Origin of the sequence: Collinsella provencensis (assembly GCF_900199705.1) — a bacterium.
Lineage (GTDB): Bacteria > Actinomycetota > Coriobacteriia > Coriobacteriales > Coriobacteriaceae > Collinsella > Collinsella provencensis.
On sequence record NZ_LT904908.1, the window covers coordinates 784,266 to 799,617 of the forward strand.

At 56.7% G+C, this 15,352-nt stretch carries 18 protein-coding genes; 5 read left to right on the forward strand and 13 right to left on the reverse strand.

What is annotated here, in order from left to right; genetic code table 11:
* Positions 1 to 76: 76 nt before the first annotated feature.
* The 3 genes from C1711_RS07785 to C1711_RS07790 all read right to left on the reverse strand — a co-directional run bounded on the left by C1711_RS07785 (position 77) and on the right by C1711_RS07790 (position 2,309).
* Positions 77 to 448 (reverse strand): hypothetical protein, encoded by a 372-nt coding sequence (locus C1711_RS07785; protein ID WP_199824832.1) that lies wholly within the window; start codon positions 446 to 448, stop codon positions 77 to 79.
* 364 nt (positions 449 to 812) lie between these two features.
* On the reverse strand, positions 813 to 1,502 hold the full coding sequence (locus C1711_RS03545; protein WP_102337820.1) for a hypothetical protein: 690 nt from the start codon (positions 1,500 to 1,502) through the stop codon (positions 813 to 815).
* 351 nt (positions 1,503 to 1,853) lie between these two features.
* Complete coding sequence (locus C1711_RS07790; protein ID WP_199824833.1) at positions 1,854 to 2,309, reverse strand: hypothetical protein; 456 nt, start codon at positions 2,307 to 2,309, stop codon at positions 1,854 to 1,856.
* 285 nt (positions 2,310 to 2,594) lie between these two features.
* Between C1711_RS07790 and C1711_RS03565 the strand changes: the two genes are divergently transcribed.
* Positions 2,595 to 3,353 carry a GntR family transcriptional regulator gene (locus tag C1711_RS03565; RefSeq protein ID WP_102337821.1) on the forward strand — a complete coding sequence of 253 codons (759 nt, stop codon included), beginning with the start codon at positions 2,595 to 2,597 and terminating at the stop codon, positions 3,351 to 3,353.
* A 78-nt stretch (positions 3,354 to 3,431) separates the two neighbouring features.
* Here C1711_RS03565 and C1711_RS03570 read toward each other — a convergent pair whose 3' ends face one another.
* The 10 genes from C1711_RS03570 to C1711_RS03630 form a co-directional block, all read right to left on the reverse strand.
* Positions 3,432 to 4,535: a glycerol dehydrogenase gene (locus C1711_RS03570; RefSeq protein ID WP_102337822.1), complete on the reverse strand. Its 1,104-nt coding sequence runs from the start codon at positions 4,533 to 4,535 to the stop codon at positions 3,432 to 3,434.
* Between the two features lie 111 nt (positions 4,536 to 4,646).
* Positions 4,647 to 5,345, reverse strand: a complete 699-nt coding sequence (locus C1711_RS03575; protein WP_197713856.1) for a transaldolase family protein — start codon at positions 5,343 to 5,345, stop codon at positions 4,647 to 4,649.
* A gap of 9 nt (positions 5,346 to 5,354) precedes the next feature.
* The gene (locus C1711_RS03580) at positions 5,355 to 6,176 is read right to left on the reverse strand and encodes a PTS system mannose/fructose/sorbose family transporter subunit IID (RefSeq protein ID WP_102337823.1); all 822 of its coding nucleotides are present in this window, start codon (positions 6,174 to 6,176) and stop codon (positions 5,355 to 5,357) included.
* Positions 6,166 to 6,945, reverse strand: a complete 780-nt coding sequence (locus tag C1711_RS03585; RefSeq protein ID WP_102337824.1) for a PTS mannose/fructose/sorbose/N-acetylgalactosamine transporter subunit IIC — start codon at positions 6,943 to 6,945, stop codon at positions 6,166 to 6,168. Before C1711_RS03585 ends, C1711_RS03580 begins: the two co-directional genes overlap by 11 nt.
* Positions 6,946 to 6,976: 31 nt before the next feature.
* Positions 6,977 to 7,450, reverse strand: coding sequence for a PTS sugar transporter subunit IIB (locus tag C1711_RS03590; RefSeq protein ID WP_102337825.1), 474 nt, complete (start codon positions 7,448 to 7,450; stop codon positions 6,977 to 6,979).
* A gap of 33 nt (positions 7,451 to 7,483) precedes the next feature.
* Positions 7,484 to 8,317 (reverse strand): sugar phosphate isomerase/epimerase family protein, encoded by an 834-nt coding sequence (locus C1711_RS03595; RefSeq protein ID WP_159060036.1) that lies wholly within the window; start codon positions 8,315 to 8,317, stop codon positions 7,484 to 7,486.
* 1 nt (position 8,318) lies between these two features.
* Entirely contained in the window at positions 8,319 to 8,729 is a 411-nt protein-coding gene (locus C1711_RS03600; RefSeq protein WP_102337827.1) for a PTS sugar transporter subunit IIA, read from the reverse strand.
* Positions 8,730 to 10,502: 1,773 nt separating this feature from the next.
* Positions 10,503 to 10,832 carry a hypothetical protein gene (locus C1711_RS03620; protein ID WP_102337831.1) on the reverse strand — a complete coding sequence of 110 codons (330 nt, stop codon included), beginning with the start codon at positions 10,830 to 10,832 and terminating at the stop codon, positions 10,503 to 10,505.
* A 51-nt stretch (positions 10,833 to 10,883) separates the two neighbouring features.
* Positions 10,884 to 11,138: a hypothetical protein gene (locus tag C1711_RS03625; RefSeq protein WP_102337832.1), complete on the reverse strand. Its 255-nt coding sequence runs from the start codon at positions 11,136 to 11,138 to the stop codon at positions 10,884 to 10,886.
* A 1,011-nt stretch (positions 11,139 to 12,149) separates the two neighbouring features.
* Positions 12,150 to 12,413 (reverse strand): ArsR/SmtB family transcription factor, encoded by a 264-nt coding sequence (locus C1711_RS03630; protein ID WP_102337833.1) that lies wholly within the window; start codon positions 12,411 to 12,413, stop codon positions 12,150 to 12,152.
* Positions 12,414 to 12,542: 129 nt separating this feature from the next.
* Here C1711_RS03630 and C1711_RS03635 point away from each other — a divergent pair, with 129 nt between their 5' ends.
* Genes C1711_RS03635 through C1711_RS03650 form a run of 4 tightly spaced genes read left to right on the forward strand, consistent with a single transcriptional unit; the run spans position 12,543 to position 14,766 of the window.
* Positions 12,543 to 13,544, forward strand: a complete 1,002-nt coding sequence (locus C1711_RS03635) for a permease (protein ID WP_199824834.1) — start codon at positions 12,543 to 12,545, stop codon at positions 13,542 to 13,544.
* Between the two features lie 48 nt (positions 13,545 to 13,592).
* On the forward strand, positions 13,593 to 13,934 hold the full coding sequence (locus C1711_RS03640) for a thioredoxin family protein (protein ID WP_102337835.1): 342 nt from the start codon (positions 13,593 to 13,595) through the stop codon (positions 13,932 to 13,934).
* 8 nt (positions 13,935 to 13,942) lie between these two features.
* Positions 13,943 to 14,146, forward strand: a complete 204-nt coding sequence (locus tag C1711_RS03645; RefSeq protein WP_102337836.1) for an acetyl-CoA carboxylase biotin carboxyl carrier protein subunit — start codon at positions 13,943 to 13,945, stop codon at positions 14,144 to 14,146.
* On the forward strand, positions 14,146 to 14,766 hold the full coding sequence (locus tag C1711_RS03650; protein ID WP_102337837.1) for a lipoate--protein ligase family protein: 621 nt from the start codon (positions 14,146 to 14,148) through the stop codon (positions 14,764 to 14,766). The genes C1711_RS03645 and C1711_RS03650 overlap by 1 nt, the downstream gene beginning before the upstream one ends.
* The last annotated feature ends 586 nt before the right edge of the window (positions 14,767 to 15,352 follow it).

A 15,352-nucleotide genomic window follows, 5' to 3' on the forward strand; every position in this document is an offset into this window, starting at 1 on the left:
GGGCCGACCCGTGCCACAGCATCTTAACGCAAGACCCACCCCGAGAAAGCAGAGGGCACTCGCCCCCCACATTGAATCAAGCCAGGTGGCGTCGCCGAGGAGAGACGCCGCCCAGCACGTTGGCAACTGGGAGACCAAGACTTTCAACTACGACCGAGGCGCCCGTCTGCTCGCAGACGTCGTGGACATCGAGAAGGCCAGCGTGCTCGACTGCTTCGTGGAAGCAGGAAGCAAGCTTCAACGCACGCAGGTGGTGCCCGAGACCGGTGACGCCATCAAAAACAACCCGGGAATTCCACCAACTCGGTATCACGGTCGATATTAAAAAGAGAACGCCCCACGCTAGCAAGGCGTTTCCGAAAATACTGTCTATTCCCACTCTTTCACGCTCGTTTGCCGCCGCGTCATTCCAGTTGACTCCAGTTGGCTCGTCGATTTTGACCGTCATACCGCCGAATCCCTCCGCGTGTCCTCGCGTAGGCGTTTGGGACAAACCCTGGGACAAATCCGCGAACTATTTCGAAACCGCAAGCCCACAGTTTCATTTTTGTCCCGGGGACAAAACGGGTTGGTTTTGAGGTCCGAAATCGCTCGAAAGGGATGCCAAAACGGCTGTTTTCCCTCTTTGGCGCCTGTTTGGCGAAGTGAATCGTAGCCAGTGGCTTTATCGTCTTGCGTTCCCGCAGGTCAGGAGGGATATGCAAGAGCGATGACTGAAAGAATCGTCGCAGGCGGCTTCGCGCATGCCCCTAATCACGCTTCGGCACAGCTCGATAAGGCTCCTTCGCTTCACTTCATGAACAGAGGAGCCCTCAGTGGATCGGAGCTCGAAAATCAACGATTCCCCAAGTCAGGTACTCCCATTTTCCTTTCTCCTTATCGAGCTCAGGATACTCGCTCAAAAACCTTTCAACGCCCCTTTCCATGCGCGCAAGCAGGGCAGTTAAGTTGATGTTGATCTTTATGCGGCAGTCGTTCTCAACCCCATCCGGCTCTGGTGAGCTGGTGGATCCGTATCCGACGACCAGCTGGCTGTCGTTGTCGAAGACCTGTATGCCGATCGAATGGAACGGCGAGTATTTTGCCCCCGCGCCGTCAACGACCGAAGATCCAGTATGGAGCACGGCGTTTCGCAGCTGGCAGAAATCGGATGCGGTGAAGTTGTCTTCCCGCATGAGCGCGTTCATCGTTCGCTCGATATGGTCTCGACTTTGCTTGCGAGATCTGTCGATGTCGTCAACCACAGGGGTGCCAGGAAACCCGAGATACCTCGTGCACCAATTTCGCTGTCCATCTCTATTGCTAGAGTCAATCAAGTTTGAACAAACATCTGGAATGGTAACTAGAACCGTAAGGCATGAGATTAGCAGCCCAGCATCGAACGCCAAGCGAGCCTCTCCGATGAGATTTCTCGGCGAGCGCTCAATGGTTCGCGGGGCGCCCTGGGGCGCGCCCGCGTCGTTTTCGGTATCAGGAAGCGACAGGTCAAGCTCCGAGTCCATCGGTTAACCCTCGATCTCTATACTCTCGCCGCCATCGTTCGGAACCAGCTTCACAGAGTAATTGAGCTGCGCCGCCGTTTGGCACAAGGTCTCCACTTTCATAGTCTACGACTTTAGGCGCTGGTCTAGCGCCTGCGGGGTGAGACCGAGATCAATGGCAAGGGAGCGTTGGGGACGGCCTTGTCCCTCGAGTATCGACTTGATGGCATCTGCGGATCTCATTGCTGTAACATCCCCTGATAGAAGGTCGACGGGAACATAAACTCGCGGTCTTTTTTCTTTTTGTCGTCATCGAAACGAACGGCAATTCTGTCGCTGCCGATTGAGACGACCTCACCGCAGCCGAAGCTCTTATGGAAAACCTGGGTTCCCTCCTCGATCTTGGAGAGGTCCGCTTCGGTGATGGCCGGCTCTTCGGAGCTCTAAAGCCTTGGGCTCGGACTTCTTCGGATAACCGGAGAGCCACCAGCCGGCCTTGAAGTTCGTTGCCTTGCCGCCTTCCGGCATGTAGGTGAACTGTGCGCCGTTTGCGGCAAGCTCGTTCATAACGGCGTCGAGCTCACTGCCGCCGATGGCCCAGAGGCTTCCGCCCTTGGGGCGGCGATCGACGATGCGGACGTTATGGGACTCGAGTACGCCGATGACCCAGTCCTTCTTGACGGGAGCCTCTCCAAGCATCGTTGCTTTCGCAGTCGACCTTGAAACGCTCGATGCCGACGGTTTGACCGAGGGTTTTACTGCAACAGCAGGCGACGGAGCTTCCGCCTTAGCGCCGTTGCCCAGAGCGGAGCCGTCGGGAGCCACCATCGACTCCTGTTGCTTCGCGTAGAGGTAGTCGTAATTGGACAGGGACGTGTCGTAGAGGCCGACCGGTCGTGGGGCGGTGCGGACTCCTAGTCGGACCTATTCGGTCCACCTATTTGTCCGCACTCCCCCATCGGAAAAGCCACCGTTATGGTCGTCACTTACGATTCAACGACCATCTCCTGTCATCTTTATGGCGATATAAAGTCTTATGTCATCATATAATTACGAAAACAGTGGGCTACCTAGAACGCCCTTACTATCACCACTCGAGTCATCGGAGACGTCATGGTATCTAACAACGACGCAAGACCCGACCTGCTCTACTCACAGGTAGAAAACAATCTCCGTCAGCAAATCATCTCTGGAGAGCTCGGCGTGGGCGAGAAGATTCCGACCGAGTTCGAGCTCTGCGAACGCTATTCGGTGAGCCGCATTACCGTCCGAAGAGCTGTCCAGAATCTCGTGGATGAAGGCCTGATCTACCGGCTTCGCGGAAAGGGCTCCTTTGTCTCCGTCCCCAAGCGAGTCATCCGAAAAGGATCGCCTAACAACTTTGGCTACCACGCCTTTTCCGATATTAGCGGCAAGAACCATAGACGGGTCCTGGAGCGGTCCTCCCTCGAAGCCACCCCTGCCCTCGCAAACGCGCTGGACATAAAGGTCGGCGATACCGTTCTGATGGCAAAGAGGCTCGTGTTCGAAGACTCCATCCCTATCGCGCTCGACTCCGTCTATGTCTCGGAAAGGTCTTTCCCGAGCTTTCTTGACGACCTAAGCGAGGATATGAGCCTCTATGGCCTCTTGTCGGAAAACTACGGCATACATCTGGGGGTCGAGGAGCTTGTCATAGACGTTTCAACCGCGCGTGAGGATGAGGCCAAGCTCCTCTCTTGCATCATCGGGTCGCCCATCTACGTGCTATCCAAGATAACCAAGGACAGCGAGGACAATCCCCTTCACTATTCAAAATCCCTGCTCAGGGGAGACAGAGCGTCGTTCCGCTTCGTGATTTCGCCGGAGGGAAAAATCCTTACCGAAGCATAAGCACATAAAAGAGGCCGCAAGCGGAGTTCGAGCTCCGCTTGCGGCTCTCAGCTTTCGTTTCTCGAGGAGGGACGTTACTTACTCTTGCGCGATCCTCCGCCCAAGGGCGTCAGTTGCCTTGAGAATGTCCACGACTTCCGCGTCGCAGAGTCTCACGGGGCTCGCACCCCAAGACTCGGCCTGCATTGCCGCCTGCGCAACCTTGCGAAGGTCGTCATCGCTGGGCGCAAGCGAGAGCTCCGAGAAGGTTGTCGGAACACCGCAGTCCCTGCAGAAGCGCGCCACTCGCTCGACTTCCTCACTCGGGTAGTCCTCGGCAATCATGAGGCTCAGCGTCGAGAAACCCACCCTCTCGCCATGCATGGATTTCTCGCCGTCGGGGAGCACCGTCATCGCGTTGCCCAGACCGTGGGCAAGAGAGCATCCGACATTCTCGAAACCAATGCCGCTCATGAGGATGTTTGCCTCAATCACGTTCTCAAGCGCCGGCGTAACAGTGCTCTGCTCACATGCCTTGACGGCAGCGCGACCATCCCTCTCGAGCGTTTCCATGCATGCGCGAGCAACCGCGCGACCCGCCGCAGTGCTAACCGCCTGCTCGCTTTGGCACCAAACGTAGTTGGCATGACCAGTCTTCCAGTTGGACTCGCCCTCATAGTAGGTCGAGAGGGCGTCTCCTATCCCCGCCGAGAGAAATCTCGTTGGGGCGTTTGCGATGACCCTGGAGTCCACCAGAACGAGATCGGGATTCTTCACATGGAGGACAATCTCGTTCATCTCCCCTTCATCGCTATAGAGGATGGACATGGCGCTCGTGGGAGCGTCCGTCGCCGCAATCGTCGGGCACACGACGAGCGCCGCGCCACTTTGAGCGGCAACCATTTTGGCCACGTCGATGACTTTCCCGCCACCTACGGCAACGATGACGTCAAACTCACCCCCAGCTTCGTTGACAAGCCTTGATATGCTCTTGCGGCTTATCTCGCCCTCAAATGTCAGGGTCCGATACGTGCATCCATCCAAAGAGGGGTAGGCACCATAGAGCCCCTCCCCCAGCATCTGGCACACGAAGCTGTCCACAAGGAACAGGTGGTTTTTGCCAAACATCGACGCATACCGGCCCACTCGCCCAATAACATCAACGCCCTGCAGATAGTGGCCAACAGAACACCAAGCTCTCATTTCGCGCCCCTTTCTTCTGGCCCGGTTACCAGGCCTGCGGCTTGCTCCCAGCCGAACGGCCCCACCGTCTCCGGCGGGGCCGTTCATATCCCTTGCTTGACGGCGGAAATCCTAAGCGACCATGTCGACGATGCGGACGCCCTCGCCGAACAGGCCTTCCCAATCAGACTTGAAGGTCTTAAGCGTGCCCTCGGTCATGGGGTGGACCGCCAGGGCCTCAAGCATCTCAAGGTCAACGGTGACGTTATCGGCACCGGCCTCGATGGCCTCTTGGAGTGAGAGCGGAGTCTTGAGGGAGGCCGCGCTGACCACGCAGTCGATGTTGTGGGCAACGAAGGCCTGCTTGATGCGGCGCACGACCTCGATGCCGTCACCGCCGTTCTTGTCGAGCCTGCTCACGTAGACGGCAACGTATGAGGCGCCCGCCATGGCCGCGAGCATCGCCTGGTTGAAGGTGTAGACGGCAGTGCAAGAGGTGGCAATGCCGGCATTCTTGAGCTCGCGAATTGCCTTGAAACCCTCCGGACATGCCGGAATCTTCACAAAGGTGTTGCCTGGAACAGCCTTGACCATTGCCTTGGCGTCCTCCACGAGCTCCTCTGCAGTGTCTCCCATGGCCTCAAGGAAGAAAGGAGTTTCCTCACCGATGACGCCACGGATGTCCAGCGCATTCTGCACGAAGGACTTGCCGGTACCCTTGAGGCAGTTGACGGCAATGGAGGGGTTCATGCTGAAGCAGTTAACGGGATAGATGCTACTGGCGGTCTTCACCATTTCAAAGTCGCCGGTATCGAGACAAAATTCAAGCACTAGATTCTCCTAACCGAGGATTCCGACGGCCCCAAGCGCGACGCCAAGGACCATGATTGCGATGATCTGCACGAGGACGTTCACGCCCTTCTTGTTGAGGGCATACAGGATGCCGAACGCCGCCACCGGAAGGAGCTTCGGGAAGATAGAGTCGAGCGTGTCCTGAAGCGAGAACGCGGTGCCGCTGATATCAAAGGCGATGGGAGTCGTGATGGCGACGTTCGTCGCAATCATGCCGCCTATGACCATGAGACCGACGATGGAGAGCGCGCAAGTAAGCTTCTGCATGGTGCCGGGATCGGAAACCTTGGAGATGATATTCTCGCCCAGGCCGTAGCCATATTTCACGCCAAGGCAGCGCAGAGCAATGTTGACCGCGTTGAAGATAAGCAGAAACAGAAGCGGGCCGAAGGGAGAACCCGCCATGCACAGACCGCCCGCAATGCCGGTGGCGATGATGCGCAGGGTGCCGCCGATGAGGGAGTCGCCGATGCCCGCAAGGGGTCCCATGAGGGCGACCTTCATGGAGCTGATAGAGGAGGTGTCGAACTCCTCGTTGTTGGCGTTCTCCTCCTCCATGGCACAGACGATACCGCCGATGAGGGGTTGCATGGTCGTGTGGCAGTTGTAGAACTCGAGGTGACGCTGGTAGGCGGCAATCCTGTCCTCGGGCCGGTCATAGAGCTTCTTGATCGCAGGGATCATCGACCAGCAGAAGGCCATGTGCTGCTGGCGCTCGAAGTGCCATGCGTGAGACGTCGAGAAGGACCTGAGGAAGAGGCTCCGGAGTTCCTTCTTGCCAAGCTTCTTCGTTGCATCGCTAGAACTCATTGTCGTCCTCGCCTTCCGTCATAAAAACCGAGCCCTGGCTGGGCATAAAGATGTGTGCCATAAAGAGAATCCCGACTATCACAACCGCGAAACAAACAATGCCCAGGACCGGAACGCCAAGATACGCCGCGAGGACAAAGCCCAACAGGAGGAAGACCGCGGTCTCCTTAGAGGCAATCATGGTCACAAGCTGGGCAAAGCCGAGCGCAGGGAGAATGCCGGTCGCGATGGTGATGCCAGCGGTGAGCCACGCCGGAATCGAAGCGACAAAGGCGGATACCGCGTCGCCGCCGAACATGAACGCCACAAAACCGATGACACCAAAAGTCACGTCAAAAAGAAAACCGTTGGCAAGAAACACCGCGGAGATGCCCTTATCATTGTCTTCGGCGGCAAACTTGTCTGCCATTCGAGCCATAAGCGGGGTAATCACGCCATAGAAGAGGTTCACCACAAAGGCAGAGAGAATCGCCGCAGGCATCGCGATGGTGACCGCCGTGTCGATGCCGTTGCCCGTGCTGATGGCGAAGGCGGTGCCCAGCACCGAGCCAACGATCATGTCAGGCGGAATGGATGCGCCGATAGCCTGCATGCCCATAAAGACAAGCTCCAGCTGGAAGCCGATGATCACTCCCTGAGACACGTCGCCCAGCGCAATGCCGACGAGCATGCCAAGGACCAAGGGTCTGCCCAACATTGCCGTGCCGACGAAGTAGTCGGCCTTTCCCACAAAGATAATCAGAGCGATAAGAAACGCTTGAAAAGCCATTGCCCCTCCTTCAACTTACTGACCGTCACAATCAGAGGTCCTTCTCGGAAAGAACGACCTTCTTGTCCTTTGCTACCTGCCTCACCTCGACTTCCACACCATCGCGGACGAGGCCGCGGACGACCTCTACCTCTTCACCGGTTAGATGGACCGCACTGCCGAAGCTGCGGGTCGTCTCGGAGCTCTTTACGGTGCCGCCCAGATTCAGCGAGGAAATGCCGCACTCGCGGACCAGCCTCTCGGCATCCGCAATGCTGCCGGTAACGATGAGCAGGCGATATTTGTCGGTTACGCCGCTTTTGATTGCCTTGATGGAATCGTCGACGCTTTTGATGACCAGCTTTATGCCCACCGGCTTTGCCAGTCGCATCGTCTTCATGCGGACCTCGTTGGATGCCACTTCATCAGAGACGATAAGAATGGCATCGGCTCCCAGGGCATGGCTCCAGGAGAATGCGACCTGGCCGTGGAGCAACCTGTGGTCCACCCTGCATAGCTTGATCATTTCTTTTCCTTTCCTTGGTTAATGCACGCTTGGCTAAATCGTTTGAAGGCACTTCTCGAACAGGGCTTTTGTCTCGGCTAGATACCCTGCCGGATCTTGGAAGCTCATTGGGTGCACGTACTCAAGCGAGAAGCCCCCTTTGTAACCGGCTTTCTTGAACGAAGCGAGAATGCCTCGCATGTCCAAGTTGCCATGACCCCAAGGCATGTGTCCCGTGGGAGTACCGTCCACGAAATGGCAGTGCGCAATGTCGCTGCCGAACGCGTTGAACCAATCGTCGACAGTCTCGCCCGCGTCGCTCATGGCGCCAAGGTCAAGCGTGAGCTTCAGGCTGTCGCTATTCACTGCATCCTTGATGTTGGCAATCTGCGCTATCGTTGGCGCGACCTGGGAGGATTTACTCCAGATGCTCTCAAGCACGAGAGTGACCCCCCGAGCATGCGCGTAGGCCGAGAGCTCCCTCAGCATGTCGATGCTTCGTGCGCGCGCTTCATCGACCTTCTCGTCAAAGTAATTCCAGCCGGGGGTCACAAGAACCTTCGGGCAGTCAATGGCCCCAGCAAGATCAATCACCCTACGGAAGTAGGAGCGCGTATTGCCAACGAGGAGTTCGCCGCGAGCCGCCATGTTGTTGGGCTTTGGATTGTTCTGCTCGCCACAGAGGCACTTGATCTGAACCCCATACTCGCGCATGAGAGCCTTGAGCTTTGAAGGGTCCTCCGAGAACTGCCCGTTGATAAGGAAGTGCTGGGGACAAAGCCAGATCTCTGCATTATGCAGACCTGTTTTCGCGCAGGACTCAAAGAACTTCTCGAGGCCGTAATACCTGAACGAGATGTTCATCGGGTAAAGGGACTGGATATCCATGTCAGAAATCCTCGCCGCAGTCCCGGCCGGCATCGAGCAGGTCGTTGCAGACCATGATGGAGTCCTTGCAAGAGTCGACCGCCACCCTTACGGCCGCGAGGTCGGGATTTGCGTCAGAGAGAATCTCGACGAGCAGGGGCATGTTCATGCCGCAGACGAGCGTAAGGTCATTCTCGGCAAGGGCGGCCATGAACTCGTTGTTCACGCTGCCGCCAAAGAGATCGGTAACGACGAGCATCTCCTCGCCGGGAACCTTACGCGCCAGCACGTCTTTGACCTGCTGGGCTAAGGTAACGTCTGGGTCGACGTATGCGCAGAGCGCTGTCAGGTCCGGCAACTCCCCAAAAATGATGCCTAGGGTATCTTTCATTCCCTCAGCAAGACGACCGTGCGATGCCAGAACTACCTGCATATCGAGACTCCAAACTTTGTTATCCGATGTAATATTGTCAGTACTGATTATATGACGTGATATAACAATTACAAGACAAAGAGGACATTTCTGCTTGCAGCGCCGCGAACGGTCGCAAATGACCGGCGAATGGGTTTAAGCCCGACGCAGTACCTGAAGTAGCTGCCGTCTGAAGCTCGGAGGCTGTCCGCAAAGTCCGAGTTGCATGGAGGAGCAGAGCCGTAAGGCGACCGAGGCAGTCGGGCGCTCGGCGGCCTTCATTGACCGAATATCATCTCGCCGTGTCCAGGGACACGACCCTCGTGGTCGAACTGCTCAATTATCGTGACCACGAGGGCCAATTCTTGGTAAATATCGACGCGCGATCTGCCCAGCGTGTTCAAAGACCGGCTTGTTCGCGGGCGTGTCGAGCTCGCGACAATCGCCGAGGGCAACCACTCGTATCCTAGAAAGAGTAGATGCAGCTGGTTTAATGCGATGCCGACGACATGTGCCAGCTCTCCCCCTCGGGAAGCAATTGCGCGATATCGTTGATAAGGACTTGTACAAAGACGCCGATGCGGCGCATTTCCGGAAGCCTCACGGCTCCGGCATGCACGATTTGTCGCAGACTCTTGTGGTTGGGTCGAGTCAGATTGCCTCGTCCGCCAATGGGCTTACCATGCAAATAATTATCAAGGCCTTCGACCTCGACAAAGCGCTTGAGATTCTGGACAGACAGAGGCTAAGGATTCAAGACCCTACCTGCTGTTTGGGAAATACGGCGGCGCGTTGCACGAAGGCCTATTGGCCAGCTAAGACCACTTGAGCGCAGCGGATTTCGAATCCGAGAAGCAGTTTTCCCAAAGGCGTGGGCACTATTTGGGTCTACTTGGTTTAGATAGTTCTAGTAGTGAAGCGCCAACTGTAATGTACCAATGGGGTACTCATGCCTGAACGATAACTACTAGGAAGGTCCCTACCAAGCCGCGAGTTATCTAGATTCCCAGCAAGAAGAGGGCTTCCCTGCCCCGCAATGCTCATCTCCCAGGAGTTCGAAAGACAACGCACAATATTGTGCAACGATACCGTTGAATTTGATAGAAGGCGCCGGGATGAAGATCCCGGCGCCTTCTCGTTGTCTAATATTGCCGCCGCCAACGGCTACTCGCACTCCACCTCGACCTGACTGCGTTCACACATCTTGAGCTCATTGTCAATTTCAACCCGTTCGACTATCCAGCCTAGCGCAGCACGCTGTCGAATAAACGCATCGATTCGGTTCTCGCCTCTGAGGTTGTGGATAGTGACCACTACGCCAAAACGTTGAGGTTCATGGGAGCCCCTTTGATATCTCGACGACTTACGTATCATCATGCCCCATAGCGGGTTGGCGTACACCTTTTTTGGTTTACTGCGTCTGGTTAGCGGTTCCGCTATATGCTTGGCGTTGTCCCATTTGCGCAGCTTTTTCGAGCCTTCTCTTCATCGGTTGTGCAGTCTTCCTCGCCTTGGTTGTTGGGCAATAGCGACTTGATTCGCCCATCGTTTCCGATCCGCCCAAAATGTAAATCGAGCTCGGTGTCCGTATAGTCGACGCCTTGGTTTCTGTTGCACCTGGGGAAGTAACACAAGGTCGCCCTCGCTACAGATAGGTATGATGTGCCCGAAACGGGGATAGAAAAGTTGAAGTTGCAATTCTCGCGTTCGGTAGCCACACCGCTCAGCATAAATCGAATCTCGTCGTTGCCAGTTTCGAGAATCTGTTCAATTTTGACGGGTACAATGCCATAGCTAAGCTGATCCATGTCTTCGGGAGTTGTCCACGCGCACGCCGCATCGATCAGCGGCGCTTTGGCAAGCTCGCAGCTCAAGTGCATCTTGTAGATGAGGTAGGCAGCTTTTCTCGCAATTCACCACGTTAATGGCGTAGCAGTCGCTCTCCTTGGCATCTATGGTGCCGTTGCCAGTGATGGTCACCTTGGCGCCATTCGTGATGGACAGGATCGCGTTGGCATTATCGCTCCAGATGTCTTCCGTGTTCTTGATGGTCTTGCCGTTCAGCTCCAGCGTGATGTCCTTGTTGATGGCCAGCTGGGTGTTCTGCTCAACATCCGCCAGCAAAGTAACGGTCTTGCCCTTCGCAGCCAGACGAATCGCATCAGCCAGCGTCTCCTACTTCTTGCTGCCGACCTGGGCAATATAGATGCCCTCCTTGACGCCATAGGTGCCATCCGCGTTCTTGGTGGGGATGAAGCCATCGGAGCAGCAGCAATCGGGAATACTCTTGTTGAAGGTGCCGCCCGAGACCTCGAAGCTATCATCAGCCTGAGCAGGACTCAAGTGATGGAAAACGTTGTTGTCATTTCCGTTGAACGTACCGCCCTTGATACAGGTGACGGAGTCATAACCGTCTACCTTGCCGGTCACAACAACCCTTGCACTCGGGCTGGTACTCTTTTCGTTAAACGTACCGCCAGTAATAGTTGTTGTGCCGTAAACCAGAACAGTCCTCGTTGTTCCCCATCTCGGAGCCGCCGTCCGCGTAAACGCGCCGCCGCTGATGTTCAGCGTCGTGCCTTCCTCACTCTTGACCACGTTCAGGCCACCGGCGTAGGCACCGCTGGCGAAACCGATTTTCGCGTTTTATTATTCCCGTTTGTTGACCTGGGCAAATGCAATTGAAAAGGGTTGAATCCGCCTCGCAGTTTCAACTCAGTTTCAACTGTTCGAAATCGGCCCTCCGGGGACCCGAATTTTGAATTATTCCCGCAGGGCCTAATTATTCCCGTACCGCCGAGTACTCCGCCGTGCCGCCCAGTAGGGATAGACGGGAATAATTGGGTCGTTTTCCAGGTAGAGATGCAAAAAGAAAGCCTCCGAACCAAAGGGTTCGGAGGCCGTTATTCCCACTATTTCGCTGGTGGCTTTGCGCTATGGCGACGCCGAAACAGCATCAGGCGGTACTCGGCGGTACTGAAACGCGAGTTCAGAAGCCAGTTCTCGCTACTCCCACTCTATGAATCGAAAGTGCGGGCATTTCCATGTCGTCTAGTATTTTATACGGAAAACGAACGTGGCGATACACGGCGATACTCAACGGCACAAAAGTGAGACAAAACTGCTCTGATAATCGAAACTCAAATGAAACTCAAGGGTGTTGAGTTTCATTTTTGTCCCAGTAGCAAAAAGGGCAGGGTAGAGCGGCCAAATCCTCCCCTTTTCAGGTGATCTGAAGCGGCATCACATGCAAGCCACCAGCGACAATTGCAAACCTATAGTTAAAAACTCTCTCCAGTTTGCTCCGGTTTGTCGCAGTTTGTTCTAGTTCGCCCAATTTATACCCAGTCTCAAAAATTGCCGAAAATCCATGGGGTCAAATTTGAGTCACGGATATCCATACGATTTTGGTCATTCTCTGGGGTCACGCTGGGTCACGGCCTAACCGGAGATCCAATCGGAAAGAAGCGCTGCGGTCTCGTTGTTGGCGGAGTAGTGCATCCAGCGGCCATCCTTTCGACAGCTGACCAGCCCGGCGGCGCAGAGTTGCTTCACATGGTGGGAAAGGGTGGGCTGGGTGATGTCCATCTGCTCAAGGATGTTGCACGCGCAGATATCGTCCTTGTCCTTGATGACCTGGTAGATGCGCAGGCGCGTGGGGTCGCCCAGCGCCTTGAACGCCGCCGCGAGGCTCTCGTTGTCCATGGTTTCCTCCTGTCTGTCTGGCAGCTTCAGTATATCACGCAAATTTATATATTGACATGCGTCTATGTGTCTCCTATATTGCCCTTATACATAGATATATATTGATACGTCAATATGGAAGGAGCGCCAATGGAATCCATCGGAATGTTCATCTTGGACCAGGTGCTGAAGATGCAGTGGCTGAGCGAACTGATCGCCGCCTTGTTGGGTGCGCTCGGCATTGACACAGCGGGCCAGTGGGGCGGCACGCTCCACTTCTTCATCTATGACACGGTGAAGATCGTCATCCTGCTGTGCGTGCTCATCTTCGCCATCAGCTACATCCAGAGCCACTTCCCGCCGGAGCGCAGCCGCAAGATAATGGGCCGTTTCAAGGGTGTCTGGGGCAACGTGGTGGGAGCGCTGTTGGGAACGGTGACGCCGTTTTGCAGCTGCAGCTCCATCCCGCTGTTCATCGGGTTCACCCGCGCGGGCCTGCCGCTGGGCGTCACGTTCAGCTTCCTCATCAGCTCGCCCATGGTGGACCTGGGCAGCCTGGTGCTGATCATGAGCATCTTCGGTCCGGGTGCGGCCGTGGCCTACACGGTGGTGGGCCTGCTCATCGCCATCGCCGGCGGCGCCATCATCCAGAAAATGGGCATGGAGGGACACCTGGCCGACTTCGTGCGCGGCGACGCGCCGGCGGACGCCGAGCTTTTGTCCATGACCGTGGCCGAGCGCCTGGCCTACGCCCGCAAGGAGACCTGGGGCACGTTCAAGAAGGTGTTCCCGTACATCCTGCTGGGCGTGGGAATCGGCGCCTTCATCCACAACTGGATCCCCGCCGAGTGGATCGAGCTGGTCCTGGGCGACGGCAACCCCTTCGCCGTGGTGCTGGCCACCCTCGTCGGCGCGCCCATCTACGCCGACACCTTCGGCGCCATCCCCATCGCCGAGGCCCTGTACTACAAGGGCACGGGCCTGGGCACGGTGCTGGCCTTCATGATGAGCGTCACCACGCTGTCCATCCCCAGCCTGACCATGCTCTCCCGCGTCATCAAGCCCAGGCTGATGGTGACGTTCGTGGGGCTGTGCATCGTCGGCATGTGCATAAGCGGCTACGTGTTCAACTTCCTGCAGCCGCTGTTCTAACCAGTTAGGAGCCCGCACGGTGCGGGCGCGTCGAAAGGAGAAATTGTCATGGGATTGTTCGGGTTCGGAAAAAAGAAGGAAGAGAAGGCGGCCGCCCCCTGCGCATGCGGCGAGGACGCCCCTCAGATGAAGGCGGAGCCCTGCGGCTGCGGAGGCGCCCGCCAGTTGAAGGTGCTGGGAGCCGGCTGCAAGAAGTGCCACGAGCTCAACGAGAACACCCAAGCGGCCATCGCCGAGCTGGGGCTCGAGGCGGAGCTTGAGTACATCACCGACATGGACCGCGTCATGGGCTACGGCGCCATGAGCCTGCCAGCGCTGGTCGTCGACGGCAAGGTCGTGTCCGCTGGCATGGTGCTCACGCCGGCGGAAGTCGCAGCGTACTTGAGGTAGGAGGAATCATGGAGATCAGATCGACCCGAAGCAACGCCATCCTGTTCTGGAAGGTCGCAGACGGCGATACCGTGGAGGCCGGGCAAGTAGTTGCTTCCCTCGAGCAGGGCAAGGGCACGATGGAGGTCGTGGCACCGTGCGCTGGAAAGATCGAAATTGCCTGCAAGGGCGGCATGGTGTCTGAGGGCCAGCTCCTGGCGACGGTGGACTGATGCTGAACGTCGTGAAGAGCCCCTACCGCACCGCTTACGAGAACCTCGCCTTCGAGCAGGAGCTTCTTCGCACGGGCACGCCCTTCCTTTTCACCCACCGGGACGCCCCCTGCGTCTCGGTGGGCTTCAACCAAGACATTGAAGCGGAAGTCGACGCCGCACTTGCTAAGGAGCTGGGCGTCGACATCGTCCGGAGGCAAAGCGGCGGCGGGGCGGTCTACCGCGACGAGGGGTGCGTGGCATTCTCGATGGCGGTGCCGCGTGATTTACTTCCGCGCGCCATGGAGGTTCCCGAGCGGGCCCTGATGGCCCTGGGCGCGCCGGCCGTCCGAAACGACCGCAACGACGTCTACGTCGCCGGTCGCAAGGTATGCGGATGCGCATGGCAAGACGCTGGCGACCTGGTCGTGTTCCACGGCAGCGTGTTGTTCGATGTGGACCTGGACGCGATGGATCGCCTGCTTGCCCCCGGCAAGAGAAAGTACTGCGGCACCGCCATGAGGTCTGTTTTCGCCCACGTGAGGAACATCAAGGATTTGGTTCCGCAGATGACAGCTGACGAGTTCCAGGGAGCACTCGAGAGAGCGCTCCTCGCCTCCGTTTCCTTGGGTGCAATGTGATTTCCGCCGGTCTCTTTCACGTGTGCCTCCGTCAGCTCCCTGACCGTGAGAAGCCTAGGGATGCGATCGCAATAAGAAAACCCCAGTTAACCGTGAAGTCATGAAAAAGGCCCGTGATGCCGATTTGAAGCTTGTAAAATGTTCAAATCTTTGTCACGGGCCGATTGTTCAACCAGTTAGAAATAAGTAAAACCGCAGGTCAGAGGCTGTTTTTCATAACCTGTAAACCACTATGGCCTTACTCCCACTCGGTGGTTATAGTTTTGCCGTCTCGTCACTCCAGTTGCACCCAGTTTTCGGCGGCATCTCGAAGTGAGTGCCGCTGAATGACGCGACGTCGCGTTTCATCGGCTTCGGGGACAAAAGCTGGGACAACTTCAAAAACCATTTTCAAACTCAGAGTATTGAGTTTTTATTTTTGTCCCAAGGGGCACGGAGAGCCGCCTTTGGAGGCTCGATATCGCCGAAAAACGCCCGTTTTGAAACTCAACCGCCTTTGAGCCTGCAAACCACCAGCTTCAACAGTAAGTGAGTCGACGCGGGTGGCTTACGAGCCGTTCACAAAACCGCAGGCCACAGGTCTTTG

Coding starts and splice junctions, on each gene's coding strand:
- C1711_RS07785 (WP_199824832.1), bottom strand. CDS start 448: ATGACGGTCAAAATCGACGAGCCAACTGGAGTCAACTGGAATGACGCG.
- C1711_RS03545 (WP_102337820.1), bottom strand. CDS start 1,502: ATGGACTCGGAGCTTGACCTGTCGCTTCCTGATACCGAAAACGACGCG.
- C1711_RS07790 (WP_199824833.1), bottom strand. CDS start 2,309: ATGGTGGCTCCCGACGGCTCCGCTCTGGGCAACGGCGCTAAGGCGGAA.
- C1711_RS03565 (WP_102337821.1), top strand. CDS start 2,595: ATGGTATCTAACAACGACGCAAGACCCGACCTGCTCTACTCACAGGTA.
- C1711_RS03570 (WP_102337822.1), bottom strand. CDS start 4,535: ATGAGAGCTTGGTGTTCTGTTGGCCACTATCTGCAGGGCGTTGATGTT.
- C1711_RS03580 (WP_102337823.1), bottom strand. CDS start 6,176: ATGAGTTCTAGCGATGCAACGAAGAAGCTTGGCAAGAAGGAACTCCGG.
- C1711_RS03585 (WP_102337824.1), bottom strand. CDS start 6,945: ATGGCTTTTCAAGCGTTTCTTATCGCTCTGATTATCTTTGTGGGAAAG.
- C1711_RS03590 (WP_102337825.1), bottom strand. CDS start 7,450: ATGATCAAGCTATGCAGGGTGGACCACAGGTTGCTCCACGGCCAGGTC.
- C1711_RS03595 (WP_159060036.1), bottom strand. CDS start 8,317: ATGGATATCCAGTCCCTTTACCCGATGAACATCTCGTTCAGGTATTAC.
- C1711_RS03600 (WP_102337827.1), bottom strand. CDS start 8,729: ATGCAGGTAGTTCTGGCATCGCACGGTCGTCTTGCTGAGGGAATGAAA.
- C1711_RS03630 (WP_102337833.1), bottom strand. CDS start 12,413: ATGGACAACGAGAGCCTCGCGGCGGCGTTCAAGGCGCTGGGCGACCCC.
- C1711_RS03635 (WP_199824834.1), top strand. CDS start 12,543: ATGGAATCCATCGGAATGTTCATCTTGGACCAGGTGCTGAAGATGCAG.
- C1711_RS03640 (WP_102337835.1), top strand. CDS start 13,593: ATGGGATTGTTCGGGTTCGGAAAAAAGAAGGAAGAGAAGGCGGCCGCC.
- C1711_RS03645 (WP_102337836.1), top strand. CDS start 13,943: ATGGAGATCAGATCGACCCGAAGCAACGCCATCCTGTTCTGGAAGGTC.
- C1711_RS03650 (WP_102337837.1), top strand. CDS start 14,146: ATGCTGAACGTCGTGAAGAGCCCCTACCGCACCGCTTACGAGAACCTC.